The organism is Cytobacillus firmus NBRC 15306 (assembly GCF_001591465.1).
Classification (GTDB): Bacteria; Bacillota; Bacilli; order Bacillales; family Cytobacillaceae; genus Cytobacillus; species Cytobacillus firmus.
In genome coordinates, this window is record NZ_BCUY01000083.1 from 1 (window position 1) to 15,962 (window position 15,962).

17 protein-coding genes are annotated in these 15,962 nt (G+C 45.6%); 5 read left to right on the plus strand and 12 right to left on the minus strand.

What is annotated here, in order from left to right:
- Positions 1-274 precede the first annotated feature (274 nt).
- The gene (gene speB, locus BFI01S_RS17855) at positions 275-1,156 is read right to left on the minus strand and encodes an agmatinase (RefSeq protein WP_235831224.1); all 882 of its coding nucleotides are present in this window, start codon (positions 1,154-1,156) and stop codon (positions 275-277) included.
- Between the two features lie 57 nt (positions 1,157-1,213).
- Positions 1,214-2,041 carry a spermidine synthase gene (gene speE / locus BFI01S_RS17860; RefSeq protein ID WP_009332318.1) on the minus strand — a complete coding sequence of 276 codons (828 nt, stop codon included), beginning with the start codon at positions 2,039-2,041 and terminating at the stop codon, positions 1,214-1,216.
- Between the two features lie 246 nt (positions 2,042-2,287).
- Between speE and BFI01S_RS17865 the strand changes: the two genes are divergently transcribed.
- Positions 2,288-4,351 carry a transglycosylase domain-containing protein gene (locus tag BFI01S_RS17865; RefSeq protein ID WP_061793807.1) on the plus strand — a complete coding sequence of 688 codons (2,064 nt, stop codon included), beginning with the start codon at positions 2,288-2,290 and terminating at the stop codon, positions 4,349-4,351.
- 223 nt (positions 4,352-4,574) lie between these two features.
- On the opposite strand, the gene BFI01S_RS17870 is transcribed toward BFI01S_RS17865, so the two are convergent.
- Positions 4,575-5,087 carry a YwhD family protein gene (locus BFI01S_RS17870; RefSeq protein WP_061793808.1) on the minus strand — a complete coding sequence of 171 codons (513 nt, stop codon included), beginning with the start codon at positions 5,085-5,087 and terminating at the stop codon, positions 4,575-4,577.
- Positions 5,088-5,124: 37 nt separating this feature from the next.
- Complete coding sequence (locus BFI01S_RS17875) at positions 5,125-5,784, minus strand: site-2 protease family protein (RefSeq protein ID WP_061793809.1); 660 nt, start codon at positions 5,782-5,784, stop codon at positions 5,125-5,127.
- 184 nt (positions 5,785-5,968) lie between these two features.
- Here BFI01S_RS17875 and thmT point away from each other — a divergent pair, with 184 nt between their 5' ends.
- Positions 5,969-6,154: a 2-hydroxymuconate tautomerase gene (thmT, locus tag BFI01S_RS17880; protein WP_009332324.1), complete on the plus strand. Its 186-nt coding sequence runs from the start codon at positions 5,969-5,971 to the stop codon at positions 6,152-6,154.
- A gap of 302 nt (positions 6,155-6,456) precedes the next feature.
- Here the strand turns inward: thmT and BFI01S_RS17885 are convergent, their stop codons facing one another.
- The 3 genes from BFI01S_RS17885 to BFI01S_RS17895 all read right to left on the minus strand — a co-directional run bounded on the left by BFI01S_RS17885 (position 6,457) and on the right by BFI01S_RS17895 (position 8,817).
- Positions 6,457-6,966 carry a YwgA family protein gene (locus BFI01S_RS17885; RefSeq protein WP_061793810.1) on the minus strand — a complete coding sequence of 170 codons (510 nt, stop codon included), beginning with the start codon at positions 6,964-6,966 and terminating at the stop codon, positions 6,457-6,459.
- 42 nt (positions 6,967-7,008) lie between these two features.
- Positions 7,009-8,310, minus strand: coding sequence for an HD domain-containing protein (locus tag BFI01S_RS17890; protein ID WP_061793811.1), 1,302 nt, complete (start codon positions 8,308-8,310; stop codon positions 7,009-7,011).
- A gap of 282 nt (positions 8,311-8,592) precedes the next feature.
- Positions 8,593-8,817, minus strand: a complete 225-nt coding sequence (locus tag BFI01S_RS17895; RefSeq protein WP_048009460.1) for a YuzB family protein — start codon at positions 8,815-8,817, stop codon at positions 8,593-8,595.
- 356 nt (positions 8,818-9,173) lie between these two features.
- On the opposite strand from BFI01S_RS17895, the gene BFI01S_RS17900 reads away from it, so the two are divergent.
- The gene (locus tag BFI01S_RS17900; RefSeq protein ID WP_061793812.1) at positions 9,174-9,926 is read left to right on the plus strand and encodes an RsfA family transcriptional regulator; all 753 of its coding nucleotides are present in this window, start codon (positions 9,174-9,176) and stop codon (positions 9,924-9,926) included.
- 122 nt (positions 9,927-10,048) lie between these two features.
- Here the strand turns inward: BFI01S_RS17900 and lipL are convergent, their stop codons facing one another.
- Both lipL and pta read right to left on the minus strand, forming a co-directional pair.
- Positions 10,049-10,891, minus strand: coding sequence for an octanoyl-[GcvH]:protein N-octanoyltransferase (lipL, locus tag BFI01S_RS17905; protein ID WP_061793813.1), 843 nt, complete (start codon positions 10,889-10,891; stop codon positions 10,049-10,051).
- A 297-nt stretch (positions 10,892-11,188) separates the two neighbouring features.
- The gene (gene pta / locus BFI01S_RS17910; protein ID WP_061793814.1) at positions 11,189-12,166 is read right to left on the minus strand and encodes a phosphate acetyltransferase; all 978 of its coding nucleotides are present in this window, start codon (positions 12,164-12,166) and stop codon (positions 11,189-11,191) included.
- 383 nt (positions 12,167-12,549) lie between these two features.
- Here pta and hemQ point away from each other — a divergent pair, with 383 nt between their 5' ends.
- Together hemQ and gerQ are read left to right on the plus strand one after the other, a co-directional pair.
- Complete coding sequence (hemQ, locus tag BFI01S_RS17915; protein ID WP_061793815.1) at positions 12,550-13,293, plus strand: hydrogen peroxide-dependent heme synthase; 744 nt, start codon at positions 12,550-12,552, stop codon at positions 13,291-13,293.
- A 173-nt stretch (positions 13,294-13,466) separates the two neighbouring features.
- The gene (gerQ, locus tag BFI01S_RS17920; RefSeq protein ID WP_061793816.1) at positions 13,467-13,970 is read left to right on the plus strand and encodes a spore coat protein GerQ; all 504 of its coding nucleotides are present in this window, start codon (positions 13,467-13,469) and stop codon (positions 13,968-13,970) included.
- Between the two features lie 96 nt (positions 13,971-14,066).
- Here the strand turns inward: gerQ and BFI01S_RS17925 are convergent, their stop codons facing one another.
- The 3 genes from BFI01S_RS17925 to BFI01S_RS17940 all read right to left on the minus strand — a co-directional run bounded on the left by BFI01S_RS17925 (position 14,067) and on the right by BFI01S_RS17940 (position 15,780).
- Positions 14,067-14,438: a DUF423 domain-containing protein gene (locus tag BFI01S_RS17925; RefSeq protein WP_061793817.1), complete on the minus strand. Its 372-nt coding sequence runs from the start codon at positions 14,436-14,438 to the stop codon at positions 14,067-14,069.
- A 26-nt stretch (positions 14,439-14,464) separates the two neighbouring features.
- Entirely contained in the window at positions 14,465-14,740 is a 276-nt protein-coding gene (locus BFI01S_RS17930) for a YwdI family protein (RefSeq protein ID WP_061793818.1), read from the minus strand.
- A gap of 362 nt (positions 14,741-15,102) precedes the next feature.
- Entirely contained in the window at positions 15,103-15,780 is a 678-nt protein-coding gene (locus tag BFI01S_RS17940; RefSeq protein WP_061793819.1) for a uracil-DNA glycosylase, read from the minus strand.
- Between the last annotated feature and the right edge of the window lie 182 nt (positions 15,781-15,962).

Here is a 15,962-nt window from a genome sequence, read left to right on the forward strand (position 1 = left end):
ATTGCCTGAAAAGTGAAGGCGACTGTCCAGGGACGACAAGCATAAGACGAGCCCTGCAAGAAGGTGTTCTTTCCTTCTGGAAGGGATCGGCTTATGTCTCGAGTCCCTAGGAGCCGCAACTAGACAAGCTTGTGACCTCGAGGGGGTAGGCGCTCCTCCTAAAAGCTAACGCTTTTAGTCGTGCGATGATGATGCTGTCGAAGCGTTCCTTGTGGAGCTAGACAGGCACCGCCCGAAATTTGTCGAATAAAAAAAACAGAGACCGAGGTCCCCGTTATTTTTTATTCACCCATCCCAGAATCATTTCCCGGATAAGTTTGCTGGCTGTGTTGACCGTTTGTTCAGATGGGTCATAGATTGGTGCCACCTCGACAAGATCAGCTCCAACTACGTTTACATCTGAATGGGCAATTTCATGGATAGAAGCAAGAAGCTCTCTTGATGTGATGCCGCCTGCGTCGACTGTGCCTGTTCCCGGCGCGTGGGCAGGGTCTAAAACATCAATATCAATTGTTACATAGACCGGACGTCCTGCAAGCTTAGGAAGGATATCTTTCAATGGCTTATGCACTTCGAATTTTGAGATGTGCATGCCGACTTCCTTCGCCCACTGGAATTCTTCTTTCATGCCGGAACGGATGCCAAACGAATAGACATTGCCTGGCCCGATCAGGTCAGCTGCTTTGCGGATTGGGGTTGAGTGGGATAATGGCTCCCCTTCATAATCCACACGAAGATCTGTATGGGCATCCATGTGGATAATCGCCAGATCCGGATATTTTTTGTACATCGCTTTGATGACAGGCCAGGAAACGAGATGCTCTCCTCCCATGCCAAGCGGGAATTTACCCTCAGCCAGAAGCTGATCGATAAACTCTTCAATCATATCGATGCTTTTCTGCGGATTTCCGAATGGCAGCGGAATATCGCCGGCATCATAATATTTTACCTCTTCCAGCTCGCGGTCCAGGTATGGGCTGTACTCTTCAAGCCCGATGGACACCTCGCGGATGCGGGCAGGGCCGAAACGGGATCCCGGACGATAGCTGACCGTCCAGTCCATCGGCATGCCATAAATGACTGCTTCACTTTCCTCATAACTAGGATGGCTTTTAATAAACACATTGCCTGAATAGGCTTCATCAAAACGAACCAAGGTCATCCCTCACTTTTTATGTATTCAGGAAGGCTGCCCTGAGTAGCAGCCTGTCCATTATTTCACTAAGTCTGCAACAAATTTAGGCAATACAAATGCCGCTTTATGCAATTCTTTCGTATAGTATTTTGTTTCGATCTCATGGAAGCGGTCTTCGCTTACTTCTAATGGATCGTATTTTTTAGATCCGATTGTGAACGCCCACATGCCGCTTGGGTAAGTAGGGATATTCGCAGTGTAAAGACGAGTGATTGGGAAAATTTCTTTCACATCGCGCTGTACGTTGCGGATAAGGTCCGCTTTGAACCAGGGGTTGTCAGACTGGGCCACAAAGATGCCGTCTTCTTTTAAGGCTTTAGAGATACCGGCATAGAAGCCTTTCGTGAATAGATTTACCGCAGGTCCTACCGGCTCAGTTGAGTCAACCATGATCACGTCATATTCATTTTCGCTTTCGGCAATGTGCATGAAGCCATCGCCTACCTGCACATCAACGCGAGGGTCATCAAGCTTGCCTGCAATCTCAGGAAGGAATTTTTTTGAGTACTCAATAACCTTTCCATCGATATCCACAAGAGTCGCCTTTTTCACGCTTGGGTGCTTAAGGACTTCACGGATAACGCCTCCGTCCCCGCCGCCTACTACAAGTACGTTTTCAGGGTTTGGATGTGTGAACAAAGGAATGTGCGCAACCATCTCATGGTACACAAACTCATCCTTGATTGATGTCATAACCATGTCATCAAGAAGCAGCATATTGCCCCACTCTTCTGTTTCCACCATATCAAGCTTCTGGAATTCTGTCTGTTCTGTATGTAAAGTACGCTTTACCTTCATCGTAATGCCAAAGTTCTCTGTTTGTTTCTCTGTAAACCAAAGTCCCATTCTTTAATCATTCCTTCCATAAAAAATGAATTATCACTAAAGAGCAGCAAAAAGCATTTTCATCTTTTATACTTCCCTAACATGCAAATAACAAACACAGAAAAAGTATAGATGAATCTAGCAAAATTGCAAGAAAAATTTCGCTAATTAGTAGAGAAAGATGTTTAAAATCGTCCTCTTTTTTCAATACTGAAGATATGTACTTATGTTTATTTTTCTTTTAGAAAGATTCAGGGGGTGCCACACTTGGAGTTAATGACCGATCAGCGTTTCAGAAAAACAATGAAATATTTGCGCGCATTTCTCATTATCAGCTTAATAGGAATGGCTTTAGCCGCTGTGATGATTGGGGGCATTCTGGTATATGCCAAAATCCTGGGACCGCCGCCGCTCGCTGTTCCGCAGTCGACTTTATTTTTCTCTGAAGATGGCACGGTAATCGGAGAAAGCCACAACGGGCAAAAGCGCTACTGGGCACCTCTAGATGATATCAGCCCGCATTTGGTGGATGCGACGGTTTCAATTGAGGATAAAAATTTCTTCGATCACAATGGCTTTGATTATAAAAGAATTGCCGGTGCCGCTCTTGCTGACCTTAAAGCAATGGCTAAGGTCCAGGGCGCCAGCACCATCAGCCAGCAGTATGCCCGCAACCTGTTTCTCGAGCACGAAAAAACCTGGAAGCGGAAACTGCTTGAAGCTTTTTATACCATAAGGCTTGAGATGAATTATACCAAGAAGGAAATCCTAGAAGGCTATTTAAATACGATTTATTATGGCAATGGAGCTTATGGAGCACAGGCAGCAAGCCAGTTTTATTTTGGAAAGGATGCCAGTGAACTTACATTGGCTGAGGCTTCTATTTTATCCGGAATTCCCAAGGGGCCAGGCATTTATTCGCCATTTGCATCAGCGGAAAAAGCAGAACAGCGGCAGAGAGTGATTCTGCAGACGATGGTGAAGAACGGGATGATCAGCCAAAAGGAGGCGGATCTTGCTGTAGCAGAAGAGCTTGAGCTGGTTGGGGAGCACATGCACCCGAGAGCAAAAACGGCTCCCTATTTTCAGGATGCGGTCCGCAATGCTCTTAAGACGCAACTGAAGCTGGATGACCGGACCATTGAATTGGGCGGATTAAAGGTTTATACCACTTTGGATCTGAAGGAACAGGAAATCGCGGAAGAAACAGTAGATAAGATGATTTCACAAGACTCGGAGATTCAGGTCGGGGTTGTGGCCATGAATCCGAAAAACGGATATGTCAAAGCGATGGTCGGCGGCCGGGATTATGAGGCCAGTCCCTTTAACCGGGCAGTCCAGGCAGTCAGGCAGCCGGGATCGACGATCAAGCCGCTGCTCTATTACGCGGCATTGGAGCAGGGATTCACCCCTTCCACTCCAATCCGGAGCGAGCAGACGACATTCCGCTTCGAAGACGGCACACCAGATTATACACCGCATAATTTCAACAGCAAGTATGCGGATGACGATATCACAATGGCACAGGCGCTGGCTTTATCTGACAATGTCTATGCAGTGAAGACTCATTTATTTTTAGGAGAAGAGACACTTGTCAATACAGCCAAGAAATTTGGCATTACCTCTAAAATGGCGAAGGTACCGTCCCTTGCACTCGGCACATCCGGTATGAGAGTTATCGAGCTCGCGAACGCCTACAGCATGTTTGCCAATGGAGGAAAAAAGGTCTCGCCGGTACTGATTAAGCGCGTGGAAAATCATAAAGGCGAAGTCATCTATGAGCAGGAGCCGTTCCAGATGAAGGTTCTGAGGCCGGATCTGGCTTTCGTTATGACCCATATGATGACGGGAATCTTTGACCGGAAGCTGAACGGCTATGCCCAGGTAACCGGAAGCACCGTCATCAACGATATGACCCGCCCGTATGCAGGCAAGTCGGGCTCAACCGAAACGGACAGCTGGATGGCAGGCTTTACACCTCAGCTGGTTACCGCGGTATGGACTGGCTATGACAAAGGCCAGGTTATCACTAAAACCGTCGAAAAAACGTATGCCAAAAACATTTGGATCCGGTTCATGGAAGAAGCCCATAAAGGGAAGCCGGCCAAAGAATTCAAAGCACCCAAAGGCACAGCCGGCGTCTACATTGACCCGGCCAATGGAAAAATTGCCGGGGAAAACTGTCCCGTCAAGCGCCTTACCTACTTCGCAGAAGGAACAGAACCAGCGGAATACTGTACAGACCACCTGAACCACCAAAAAGAGGAAAAGTCAGAGCAGCCTGAAAAGAAGCAGGAGACACCTTGGTATAAGAAACTGTTCCGGTGGTGACAGGTACCTATACCACTTCATTCAACTGGTATAGGTACCTGTCACCTTAATAAGTAAAAAATGAAAAACCCCGGGGTCCGAATCCCGGGGTTTTTCGTGTCCTAGTGCTATACTGTGCCTTCACACTGTTAATTAGTTTACTTTTTTTACGGGAATTGTACAAGTAGTTAGAAAATCACGTCAAAAAAATGTCACAATTTCGTCACAAAATTAGACTTTTCTTCTAAATGGCTTGTAAATCTGTTTTTAGCTGTTCCATCGATCTTTCCCACATGCCCGCGTCATGGTTTTTCAGGAAATCAGCCAGAACCTTTTTGGATTTCCCGTCCATATGATCCACGATGATATGTCTTTTAATCGATTTATCCATGCGGTTCACATGCTCGGGCAGCGATTTGTAGCCCCGGCGGATCTCCCTGTCGACCGTCATTTCGCATGCCGTAACGCCTGCATAGTAGGCGCCTCCCTCTTTGCGGTCAATGGTAATCCAAATCAGCCAGTACGGTTTTCCGTTTGGCACTTCCTCCTTGCTTTTCAAAAACTTGATGCCTTTTTCCACTGGACTGCGCGCATGCATGGCACCCACTTCAATAGACGCCTCCCCGGCATCCACATCAATGATGACCGGTGTCACATTATCAAGGCTCAGAGTCCCGACCCCGAATCCGCCATGTCCATCAGTCGGGTCGCTCTTGATAATATTAAAATCGACTTTCTTTTTCTTTTTTTCTTCCATCTTCACGTCCTCCTATGCAAGTACTGGGTTCTTATTATTATGTCATAAATAATTCATAGAAAAAATCATTTAGACCGCTCGCCAGAACAGGCAATACTTTGTTAAAAATCGGCTGGATGGTGTATTGATCCAGCGGGGTAATGACAAGAATCAGGAAAATAACGGAGCCATATGCCTCAAACCGGGTCATTTTCGGGCGAATATGGGCCGGCGCCAGATCCTCAATAATTCTATAGCCATCGAGCGGCGGAAACGGCAGCAGATTGAATACAAACAACACTAAATTCAGCTGAATAAAGATGTTCAGAAAATCTGCCACAAACGCTGGAAACGAAGCTGCGAGCCCTGTTCCGGCAAGGGCATACCAGATGAAAAAGCCCAGTACAGCCATCACCAGATTGGATATCGGTCCCGCAATGGAGACAGAGATCCCGGCAAGCTTCGGATTTTTGAAAAAGAAGCGGTTGACCGGTACAGGCCTGGCCCATCCGAAGCCGGCAATAAAAATCAGGATCGTCCCAATCGGATCCAGATGCTGCATGGGATTTAACGTTAACCTTCCCTGGTTTTTTGCAGTGGGATCTCCAAACTTATAAGCCATATAGGCGTGGGCAAATTCATGAACCGTAAAGGCAATCATCAATGTTACCGCCACATAGGGAATCTCCCTGAGAGAAAACGCCAAAAATTGTTCCAAAAGCCAAAACTCCCTCTCCTGCCGGCTAAAAAAGCCAGGCTTTATTTATACATACTATGTAGGAAAAGCCGCTGCTATTTACCTAAAAGTATACATGAACACCTGGTCAAAGGGAATCAGGCTTGCACATTGCAGGAAAAAGTGGAAAAATACAAGCAAGCATACATAATGAGGAGGAAAAGAAATGCCATACGTAACCGTAAAAATGCTTGAAGGCCGCACGGAAGAACAGAAAAAAGCGCTCGCTGAAAAAGTAACAGCTGCAGTAAGCGAAACAACTGGAGCACCTGAAGACAAAATCGTCGTATTTATCGAAGAAATGTCCAAAAACCACTATGCTGTCGGCGGAAAACGCTTAAGCGACCAGTAGAATTGCGTAAAGAAGGCAGTTTTCCATAAGGGGAAGCTGCTTTTTTTAATGGATTTTTGCATAAATGAGGGGTTTTATTTGCAGATAAAGAAATTTATTTGCGGATACCCCGATTTTACTTGCAGATAAAAAAATTTATTTGCGCATAGCATGATTTTACTTTCGCATAGAAAAATTCTGTGCGGATAGCCAAGATTTCTGTGCACATAGCACATATTTATGTGCGCATAAAAATAGTTCTGTGCAGATAGCAAAATTTATGTGCGGTAAGACTTTTTTCAGCAAAAAACAAAAGCCAGCGCTCAATGCAGCCCGGCTTTTTCTCTTAAGCTTTCAATATATTGATACGCCTGTTCGACTTCTTCATCCGTGTAGCGCTGTTTGCTTTTCAGGGTAAAGACTTTTTCTTTCACTTCTTCCTTAGGCAGGTCATTGAAATAAAGGACCGTTGAGACGAGTTCAAGAAATCTTGCATTCTGGCCGTTCATATCGAGCAGGCATTCCTGGAGGCTCGGCATATCGACTGCGTTGATTCCCAAAAATTCCTTGCCGGTTTCAGTGAGAGTGTACCGATACTGATAGTAGCCGCCCTTTTTTTCCTTTACTTCGTTTAAGAATCCCATGTTGCAGAGCTCTTCCACCCTCAGTGTCAATTCTTCCGAATAGGGCCCGTAAAAGTGAAATTGAAATCTTTCCTGAAAGGGAAAGGCGATGTTCTTGGCGATATAAATCATTTTCTGCAGTTTTTTCCGTCCCACGATTTCTTCAGAGACTGCAATGGCGTGCATTAGTTTGGCGTGATCCTTTAACAAAGCTCTTCATCTCCTACTCCGTTTTTTCCCGTATCTATAGTGTTAATCGATCTCCAGCAGCATTTTAATCTGCTTTTTAATGTTTGGCTTTTTGCTGTCGTCTGCAATAAAATCAGCCGGAAAGTACAGCTTATGATCCGTTCGGCGTTTCCCGGAAATAGCATCTACGATCTCTGATTCACGGGAAAGCTCGCGGATATCCCCATTTTTCAGCAGCAGATGAATCGGCAGTCTTTCTTCTTCCTCGCCCGGACGGTAAAAGTCATAAGGCAAATCCGATGAAGAATCGACGACCAGGTAATATTCAGGATCCATGCCTGCCTTTTTAAACAATGCCGACAGCTCTGCCAGCTTCTTATATTCTTTCGCCGGGTCGAATTCCACGTATTTATATAAATTCCTGTCCATAAAGCGGCAGCAGAGATCCTTCAGAATAGGATCTTCTTCTTCCTGCCACATCTGAAAATAATAAAGAATAATTGCTTCATCAAGCTTTATATAATCCTCAAGAGTGATCTCCCCATTGAATAAAGAATAAAAATGGATAGGATCATATTTAAATTTGTATTTCTGTTCATGCAGATCTTTCGCGCGATGCAGGATTTTCGTCAGGATGACCTCTGCACTCCGGGTAACAGGATGAAAATACACCTGCCAGTACATCTGGTAGCGGCTCATTATGTAATCCTCAACGGCATGCATCCCGCTCTGCTTAATCACGACCTGATCTTCCCGCGGCCTCATGACACGCAGGATCCGCTCCATATCAAAATGTCCATAGCTGACACCGGTAAAATAAGCGTCCCGCTGCAGATAATCCATCCGGTCCGCATCAATCTGGCTGGAAATCAGGCTGACGACCAGCTTATTTTTAGATGTTTTGGCAATCACATCCGCCACTTTCTGCGGAAAATCGGCACTTACCCTTGTAAGCACATGATGGACCTCGGTGTCTCCGAGAATGATCGCCCTCGTATAATGCTCATGATCCAGGTCGAATACTTTTTCAAAAGAGTGCGAGAACGGACCGTGCCCCAAATCGTGGAGAAGTGCCGCGCATAAAGTCAGGATGCGGTCTTCTTCATCCCATTCCGGCCTTCCAAAAAAGACATCATCGGAAATGCGGCGCACAATCTCGTAAACTCCGAGCGAGTGATTAAAGCGGCTATGCTCAGCACCATGGAAGGTTAAATAAGTTGTCCCGAGCTGCTTAATTCTTCTGAGACGCTGAAACTCTTTTGTCCCGATTAAATCCCAGATGACTCTGTCCCTGACGTGTATGTACCGATGAACGGGGTCTTTGAATACTTTTTCCTCATTTAACTTTTCCGCTGAATATGCCATTCCGTACCCTCCGCTTTTCCTGTTTCCACGCACGCCGAACCTGTTGTTCCCAATTTCTGGCGTATACTTATTATATCCCGATTATAGTGTCAATTCATCACAAAATTCACCGTTTTTCATGGCTGTTCGACAGAAACCGCGATACATCAATTATCTGGCCAAGAAATATTTTTCGACTTTTCCAAAAACAATATTGCATCCTAAGTCTATTTACCAATCAGGGTTACATCATAAACTCAGGCAAAAAATAAAATCACCGCAGGACAGGAGTCAGGGTGATCTTTATTTTTTCAGCTTCTTATTAATTTTCTCCATCAATTCCTCTTCCGTCAGTGCGGCAAGGGGACGGTTATTGACGAAAGCAAATGTTTTTTTGCGGCCTGGTCCGCAATAGGACTGGCAGCCGACATCAATTTTTGCTTCTGGATCTATTTCTTTTAAACGCGGTACCAATGTCTTCAGATTCACTGCTTGACAATCGTCGCAAACACGGAATTCGTTTGCCATCTTCGTACAACCCTTTCTGCGGTCAATCTTTTATATAATCCCGACGCTATTTGGCCTGAGTATCTTCTTCGTTAAAGCATGTCCGCTGCACGGCATTCCTATTCAAAGTAAAGGACTGCCCTGCCCAACTGCTACAGGCTATTTTAAAACTATTCGACCTTCATTGCAAGCTGTAAACATTAACTTGGGTGGTGAATCTTAGTAAACTTCACAAAACTGCCAACGTATCTAGCGAAAATAAAAATTTTTAAAATAATCTACTATCCTTTTAATCACCTTTGTATAAAATCTGCCAGGTTTGTCCATCCTTTAACTAAGGCAACACCAAAAGTAATCATTTAGGGAGTTGAGGTTATATGAAAATACGTCAGGACGCTTGGACAGATGAAAACGATTTATTGCTTGCAGAGACCGTTTTGCGGCATGTGAGGGAAGGCAGCACACAGTTAAACGCTTTTGAGGAAGTTGGAGACAAGCTGAACCGCACCTCAGCAGCATGCGGATTCCGCTGGAACGCTGTGGTGAGGCACCAGTATGAAAAAGCGCTTCAGTTGGCCAAAAAACAGCGCAAGCAGAGACAAAGAATGCTAGGAAAGGATCAGGGCGGCAAAAAGAAACTCTTATACTCTCCGCCGGTTCCGACGATGCAGGAGGTCTCAGCAGCGCCTGTGCAGACAAATGCGATCGTACCGCCGTCACCGGCAGACTTTTACGAGGAGCGCACAGAGGATGAAGCGCCTGTGCAGACAGAAACGGTTCCATCCTACACCTATTCAGAGCCAGTTTACACGGCACCCGCACAGCTGGATATGGATACCGTTATCGCATACTTGCAAACATTGAATCCTTCTGGAATTCAGGTTGATATACTAAAGAATGAGAATGAAAGATTGAAGCGCGAAAATGCGGATCTCAGAAACCAAAATGAAGAGCTTGAGAGCAAAATCGGCAAGCTGGAGCAGAATACGGTAACCATTCAGGAAGATTACGAGACACTGATGAAAATCATGAACAGAGCCCGCAATTTTGTTCTGTTTGATGAAGAAGAAAGGCCGGCATCCAAGTTCAAAATGGACCGCAACGGCAATTTGGAGAGAGTCGCGGAATAAGAAAAGCGGAAGCGCCTCTTCCACCAAGGCGCTGAAGTTCCCGGCATTGGGAGCAGGAGAAAATGGCAGCAATTCCTTTCAAGGAGGGCCGCAGATCGAGAGTCTTGCGGCTCTTCTTTTATTTATTCGCTGCCAAGCACTTTCTCATTCCGCTCCATAACACGGCGGGAATAGCCTTCAAACAGGCCTGCCTCCTCATTTGTCAGCTGCCCTGCATAAAGGCGGCCGGATTTCTTTTTCAAGGATTGGAGAAAGCGGAGCATCACATCCTGAACCGTCAGCTCTGTTCCCAGCAATTCCGACAGTGATGCCATGACAGCCGGCTGAATTTCAGGGTATTGGAATTTCGTCTGTTCTTCTTTTCTTGCAAGGGAATAGAATTTGCCAATCAGATTGGCCCGCTCACTTCCGCTTCCATCCACACACAGATAGATTTGCACAGCCACGCCATTGCGGAGGCGCCTCTGCGAAATGCCGGCAAACTTCTGTCCCCCGATGCTTAAATCATAGCTTCCCGGGCAATAGGATCCGACAATTTCCCTGGCTTCTATTTCTTTATGAAAATCGGAGAACATCTCCTGAATGAGGAGCCACATCGCATCATAGCCGCGGTTGATATCAATTCCCTTTTCCCTTTCAGGAAAAATCAGCGAAATATTCAGGACTCCCTGATCCAGGACAACAGCCAGGCCGCCGGAGTTTCGGACGATCACTTCATACCCCCGGCTTTTTAAAAAGTCTATGCCCTCATTCAAAAAAGGCAGCTTCGTATCCTGGATGCCAAGCACGATGGTATTATGATGCACCCAAGTCCTCGCGGTCGCTGGCGCCCCGCCGGCACCGACAGACGCACAAAGCGTATCATCCATTCCGAAAGAATGAAGGGCATTTAAGTGGATGCCTGCAGCAGACTGGTCAATGACCCGCCATTCTTCCTGAAAAAGCAAATCTTGTTGCGAATTCATCTTTATTTGATCCCCTTTTGCCGATATTTAGAGTTAATCGGCAGAATTTATCTATTTAATCGCAGTATCCTTTAGATTGATGGCCTAACTGCAGCTTTATCGGTTAATGATCGCTTTATATCGGCCCTATTCCAGCCTTTACCGGCCAATTTTAGTATTTACCGGCCAAACTCGAGCTTTTATCGGCCAAATTTCACTTTTTATCGGCCAAACTTGAATTTTATCGGCCAATGGCCATATCCAGATACATTATAGCAAAAAAGCCAGTCACAAGGGACCGGCTTTTAAAATGCTGTATTATTGATTTAAAGCCTGAGCTGCTGTAATTAAAGCAAGCTTATAGACATCTTCCTCGCTGCAGCCGCGGGACAGGTCATTAACCGGACGGTTCAGGCCTTGAAGGATTGGTCCAACTGCCTCGAAGTTTCCAAGGCGCTGGGCAATTTTGTAGCCGATGTTTCCGGCTTCCAGGCTAGGGAATACAAATACATTGGCATCCCCCTGGATTGGTGAATCCGGAGCTTTTTTCTCTGCCACAGATGGAACAAATGCCGCATCAAATTGGAATTCCCCATCGATAATCAATAGCGGATCGCGAACTTTAGCCGCTTCAAGTGCTGCCGAAACCTTTTCCGTTTCAGGAGACTTGGCAGAGCCCTTTGTAGAGAAGCTCAGCATAGCTACACGCGGTTCGATATCAAACATTCTCGCTGTCTTCGCACTTTCAATCGCAATTTCCGCCAGGTCCTGGCTGTCAGGCGAGATGTTGATGGCACAATCGGCAAAAACATATTTCTCATCATCACGGACCATGATGAAGACACCTGATGTTTTGCGCACGCCTTCTTTTGTTTTAATGATTTGAAGAGCCGGGCGCACCGTTTCAGCTGTCGAATGCGCTGCACCGCTCACTAGGCCGTCTGCTTTATTCGCATAGACAAGCATGGTACCGAAATAGTTTTCATCCAGAAGGATCCTGCGTGCATCTTCTTCTGTTGCTTTGCCTTTGCGTCTTTCAATAAATGCAGCCACAAGCTCATCCATCATTAAAAAGCTGCTTGGGTCATAAATTTCAGCTGAATCCAGGCTGATATCCATGTCCTTTGCCTTTGCTTCAATGTCTGCGATGTTTCCAATCAGGATTGGAGTGATGATTTTTTCCGCTGCCAATCTTCCTGCAGCCGCTAAAATGCGCTCATCCTGTCCTTCCGGAAAAACGATTCGTAAATTCTGCCCTGTTACTTTTTCTTTCAATACTGTGAATAAGTCATTCATGCTAATTCCTCCTACAGCCAAAATTTTTCCGTACAATTAATAGAAATTCTCCTATATACTCCCTTAGAATACTCTTCATCCTAAGAATTTCAAGGAGTTCACCTGCTGTTAGCGTTTCCAAGTAAAATGTTTTTGTTTTCGGTAAATTTCCAATAATAAATATCCTTCTGCTGGCGCAGCTTCATACCTTTTTTAAGATATCCATAATGCCCTCTTTGTAAACGGGTTTTAATGGTGACAGGTACCTATACCAGTTAGGTGAACTGGTATAGGTACCTGTCACCAGCAGGAATTCCAACATTTCAAGTTTTGTACACATGTTAATTGGAGAAACTATGGTATAGTAGGGATGAGAATTTCAGTACATATTAGGAGTGATTATAATGAGTGAAGCAGCAGTAACGCTTGATGGCTGGTATTGTTTACATGACTTCCGCACAGTTGATTGGACAACTTGGAAAATGGCTCCCAGCGAAGAGCGCCAGGCAGCGATCCACGAATTTATGGCCCTAGTGGACAAGTGGAATACAACACAAAGCGAGAAAAACGGCAGCCATGCCCTTTATACAATTGTCGGCCAAAAAGCTGATTTTATGATGATGATCTTAAGACCTACAATGGAAGAGCTCAATGAAATTGAAAACGAATTCAACAAAACCAAGTTAGCTGAATTCACGATTCCGGCTCATTCATATGTGTCTGTTGTCGAGCTGAGCAACTACCTGCCGGCAGGAGAAGATCCATACCAGAATCCGCAGATCCTGGCACGCCTTTACCCTGAACTTCCAAAAGCAAAGCATGTCTGCTTCTATCCGATGGACAAGCGCCGCCAGGGCAATGACAACTGGTACATGCTTCCGATGGAAGACCGCCGCAATATGATGCGCAGCCATGGCATGATCGGCCGCCAGTATGCCGGCAAGGTAAAGCAGATCATCACAGGTTCAGTCGGCTTCGACGATTACGAATGGGGCGTTACCCTTTTCTCTGATGATGTTCTTCAATTCAAAAAGCTTGTTTATGAAATGCGCTTTGATGAAGTAAGTGCCCGCTACGGCGAATTCGGCTCTTTCTTCGTTGGAAACATCCTGGAAGAGGACAAAGTAGAAAAGTTCCTTCACATATAATGATCATAACTCCCGGCTTCGGCTGGGAGTTTTTCTTTTTCTTCCGGTTATAAAAAAACATGCCCCTACATAGTAATGAAATAGTGAGTTTCTATTTTAAATCCAACCCGCAGGAGCCTATTCTCAAAAACGCGGATAGAAAATGCTGATTTTAATACTTAGGAGGGACTAAATTGAGTCAATCAAATTATGGTCAATACCCTTATTATGGTTACCAGCAGCGTTACAGCGACGGCACTCAAATGCCGCAGAACTTTCAGGGCCAGCCGCAGTTTCAGCCGGCGCAAACAGGCGGAGCCATGCCAAATGCGAGCTCGGGCGGAATGTTTCCGGGTGCAGGCGCAAACGGCGGAATGGGCGGCATGGCAGCTGCACCATCTATTCCGGGCATGCTTCCGCTAGAACAATCCTATATCGAAAACATTCTTCGCCTGAACAAAGGGAAACTTGCGACTGTATATGCCACATTTGAGAACAACACGGAATGGAACGCCAAAATATTCAAAGGCCTCATTGAGGCGGCCGGGCGGGATCACCTGATTCTGAGCGATCCTCAAACAGGCCAGCGCATCCTCCTTCCGATGATCTACTTAGACTATGTGACGTTTGATGAGGAGATCGAATATGAATATCCATTTGGCGGAGGACAGGGATTATCGCAGTATTCGCCGAGGTAACAGGAAAGTCCCGGCTTTTGACGGCTGAAAATGCCTGGAACTGGCCAGCTTCCGCAAGAAAAAGGAGCTTTGACCCCAAGTCAAAGCTCCTTCCTTTTACAAGTATTTTACTGCCGCAATGATCAGCAGCACCCAGGCCGCAAGGAATGAGACTCCGCCAAGCGGCGTGATGGCACCGAACACGCTGATTTTCGTTAAAGTCAGCACATATAAGCTTCCTGAGAACAGGATGATGCCGATCACCATCAGCCAGCCTGACCAGGTTAATAAAGATGTTGCCGGCAGCTTGCCAAGCAGAACGCCAATGATCAAAAGGCCTGTTGCATGGAACATCTGGTAGGTTACACCTGTTTGCCATGTTTCCAAATACTTCGGCTCCACTCTTCCTTCGAGTCCATGAGCTCCGAAAGCCCCCAATGCGACTGATAAAAAGGCATTAATAGCCCCAATTATTATAAATAGCTTCATAGTCCCCTGCACCTCTTATCCTTTTATTAAAAATCTAACAATGAATCGCCGTTCGCCTCATCATCCATCTGCATTTTCTTTGGCTGCAGATTCGCTGGCTGAGCTGCCGGCGGCGCACTGTATGTATGGCTAATAGTCGAAACAGCAGCCGCACTTCCTGCATCCGACTCATCCAAAATCAGCTCGCATAACGACTTGATCGCCTGCACTCTTTCCCTGATTCTGGCGTCGGAAGAGCTGCTTTTCGCTTCCAGCAATTCCTTTTCCATCTTCCCTAATAGCTTCTGAACAGAGATATTCACCCTCTACACCTCTTTCTGTAAAAAAGCAGCCCTTGTCCATCCCCGGCACTCGGGGATGGAAACAACCTGCCTAAAAGCGGCCAGAATGACCAGCATATCAAGTTTATCAGGTTTTCTTTTCAAAACGCAAACAGGGATGGCCGGATGCCCGGAAAACTTCGAGTGAGGGCATATGCCTTGTTTTAAACTGAAAGGCCCTGCAGCCTTTTGGATAGTTCCGGTCCCAGGTCACATAGAAATATTTGCATTTAAAACAATCGATTTTCTGTGAACTCATTTGTTTTTCTCCTTTGTGCACAGAGCATATTTCGAGCACTTCTTGCATAAAACGGTATGTTTCACGTGAAACATGGCGAAAAGAATCAGAGATTATGAATCTGCCAGTCAATTGGCTCCTCTCCAAGCTTCTGTAAGATTTCATTCGTCCTTGAAAATGGCCTGCTCCCAAAGAACCCTTTTCTTGCCGAAAACGGGCTGGGATGCGGCGATTTTATGATCAAGTGTCTGGAAGCATCAATCAGCACTTCTTTTTCCTGTGCCGGTTTGCCCCACAATATAAAAATGACGGGCTCTTCCCGCTCATTCAATTTTTGTATAACCGTGTCGGTGAACGCTTCCCACCCTTGCCCTTTATGCGAATGCGCCAGCCCTTTGCGGACGGTCAGAACGGTATTAAGAAGCAGCACCCCTTCTTGAGCCCACTTTAATAGATAGCCATTATCTGGCACTTCAAAGCCCAGATCCTCCTGCATTTCCTTGAATATATTTTTCAGTGAAGGAGGCAGCTTTACATCAGGCTGAACCGAAAAGCTTAATCCATGTGCCTGCCCCGGTCCATGATACGGATCCTGCCCCAATATCACTGCCTTTACATCTTTATAAGCTGTATATTGGAGTGCATTGAATATATCCTCCTGCTTCGGATAAATAGTCTGCTCCTCATATTCCTTTTTCAAAAATTCACGAAGATGAAGATAATAGGGTTTCTCGAACTCCTCTGCCAAAATTTCCTGCCAGTCATTCCTTAAGATACGCTTCATTTGCCAACTCTCCCTCCTTTTATTTGAACTGTTATTCTCATACCCATTGGCTATCATGCCATAATCTATCATTCTTGCCTACATGTTTAAAAAATCTCAGAGAGGATATGTAATATATATAACGGGCAGGAAGAGCTGCCCTTAAAATAAATCTGCAAATCTTTTAAGGAGGATGTTATATC

What these genes read in the sequence shown, in the direction of transcription:
- BFI01S_RS17890 (WP_061793811.1), bottom strand. Translation starts at nt 8,310, where the DNA reads ATGGCATATTCAGCGGAAAAGTTAAATGAGGAAAAAGTATTCAAAGAC.
- speE (WP_009332318.1), bottom strand. Translation starts at nt 2,041, where the DNA reads ATGGGACTTTGGTTTACAGAGAAACAAACAGAGAACTTTGGCATTACG.
- BFI01S_RS17900 (WP_061793812.1), top strand. Translation starts at nt 9,174, where the DNA reads ATGAAAATACGTCAGGACGCTTGGACAGATGAAAACGATTTATTGCTT.
- hemQ (WP_061793815.1), top strand. Translation starts at nt 12,550, where the DNA reads ATGAGTGAAGCAGCAGTAACGCTTGATGGCTGGTATTGTTTACATGAC.
- BFI01S_RS17940 (WP_061793819.1), bottom strand. Translation starts at nt 15,780, where the DNA reads ATGAAGCGTATCTTAAGGAATGACTGGCAGGAAATTTTGGCAGAGGAG.
- BFI01S_RS17925 (WP_061793817.1), bottom strand. Translation starts at nt 14,438, where the DNA reads ATGAAGCTATTTATAATAATTGGGGCTATTAATGCCTTTTTATCAGTC.
- pta (WP_061793814.1), bottom strand. Translation starts at nt 12,166, where the DNA reads ATGAATGACTTATTCACAGTATTGAAAGAAAAAGTAACAGGGCAGAAT.
- thmT (WP_009332324.1), top strand. Translation starts at nt 5,969, where the DNA reads ATGCCATACGTAACCGTAAAAATGCTTGAAGGCCGCACGGAAGAACAG.
- BFI01S_RS17895 (WP_048009460.1), bottom strand. Translation starts at nt 8,817, where the DNA reads ATGGCAAACGAATTCCGTGTTTGCGACGATTGTCAAGCAGTGAATCTG.
- BFI01S_RS17870 (WP_061793808.1), bottom strand. Translation starts at nt 5,087, where the DNA reads ATGGAAGAAAAAAAGAAAAAGAAAGTCGATTTTAATATTATCAAGAGC.
- lipL (WP_061793813.1), bottom strand. Translation starts at nt 10,891, where the DNA reads ATGAATTCGCAACAAGATTTGCTTTTTCAGGAAGAATGGCGGGTCATT.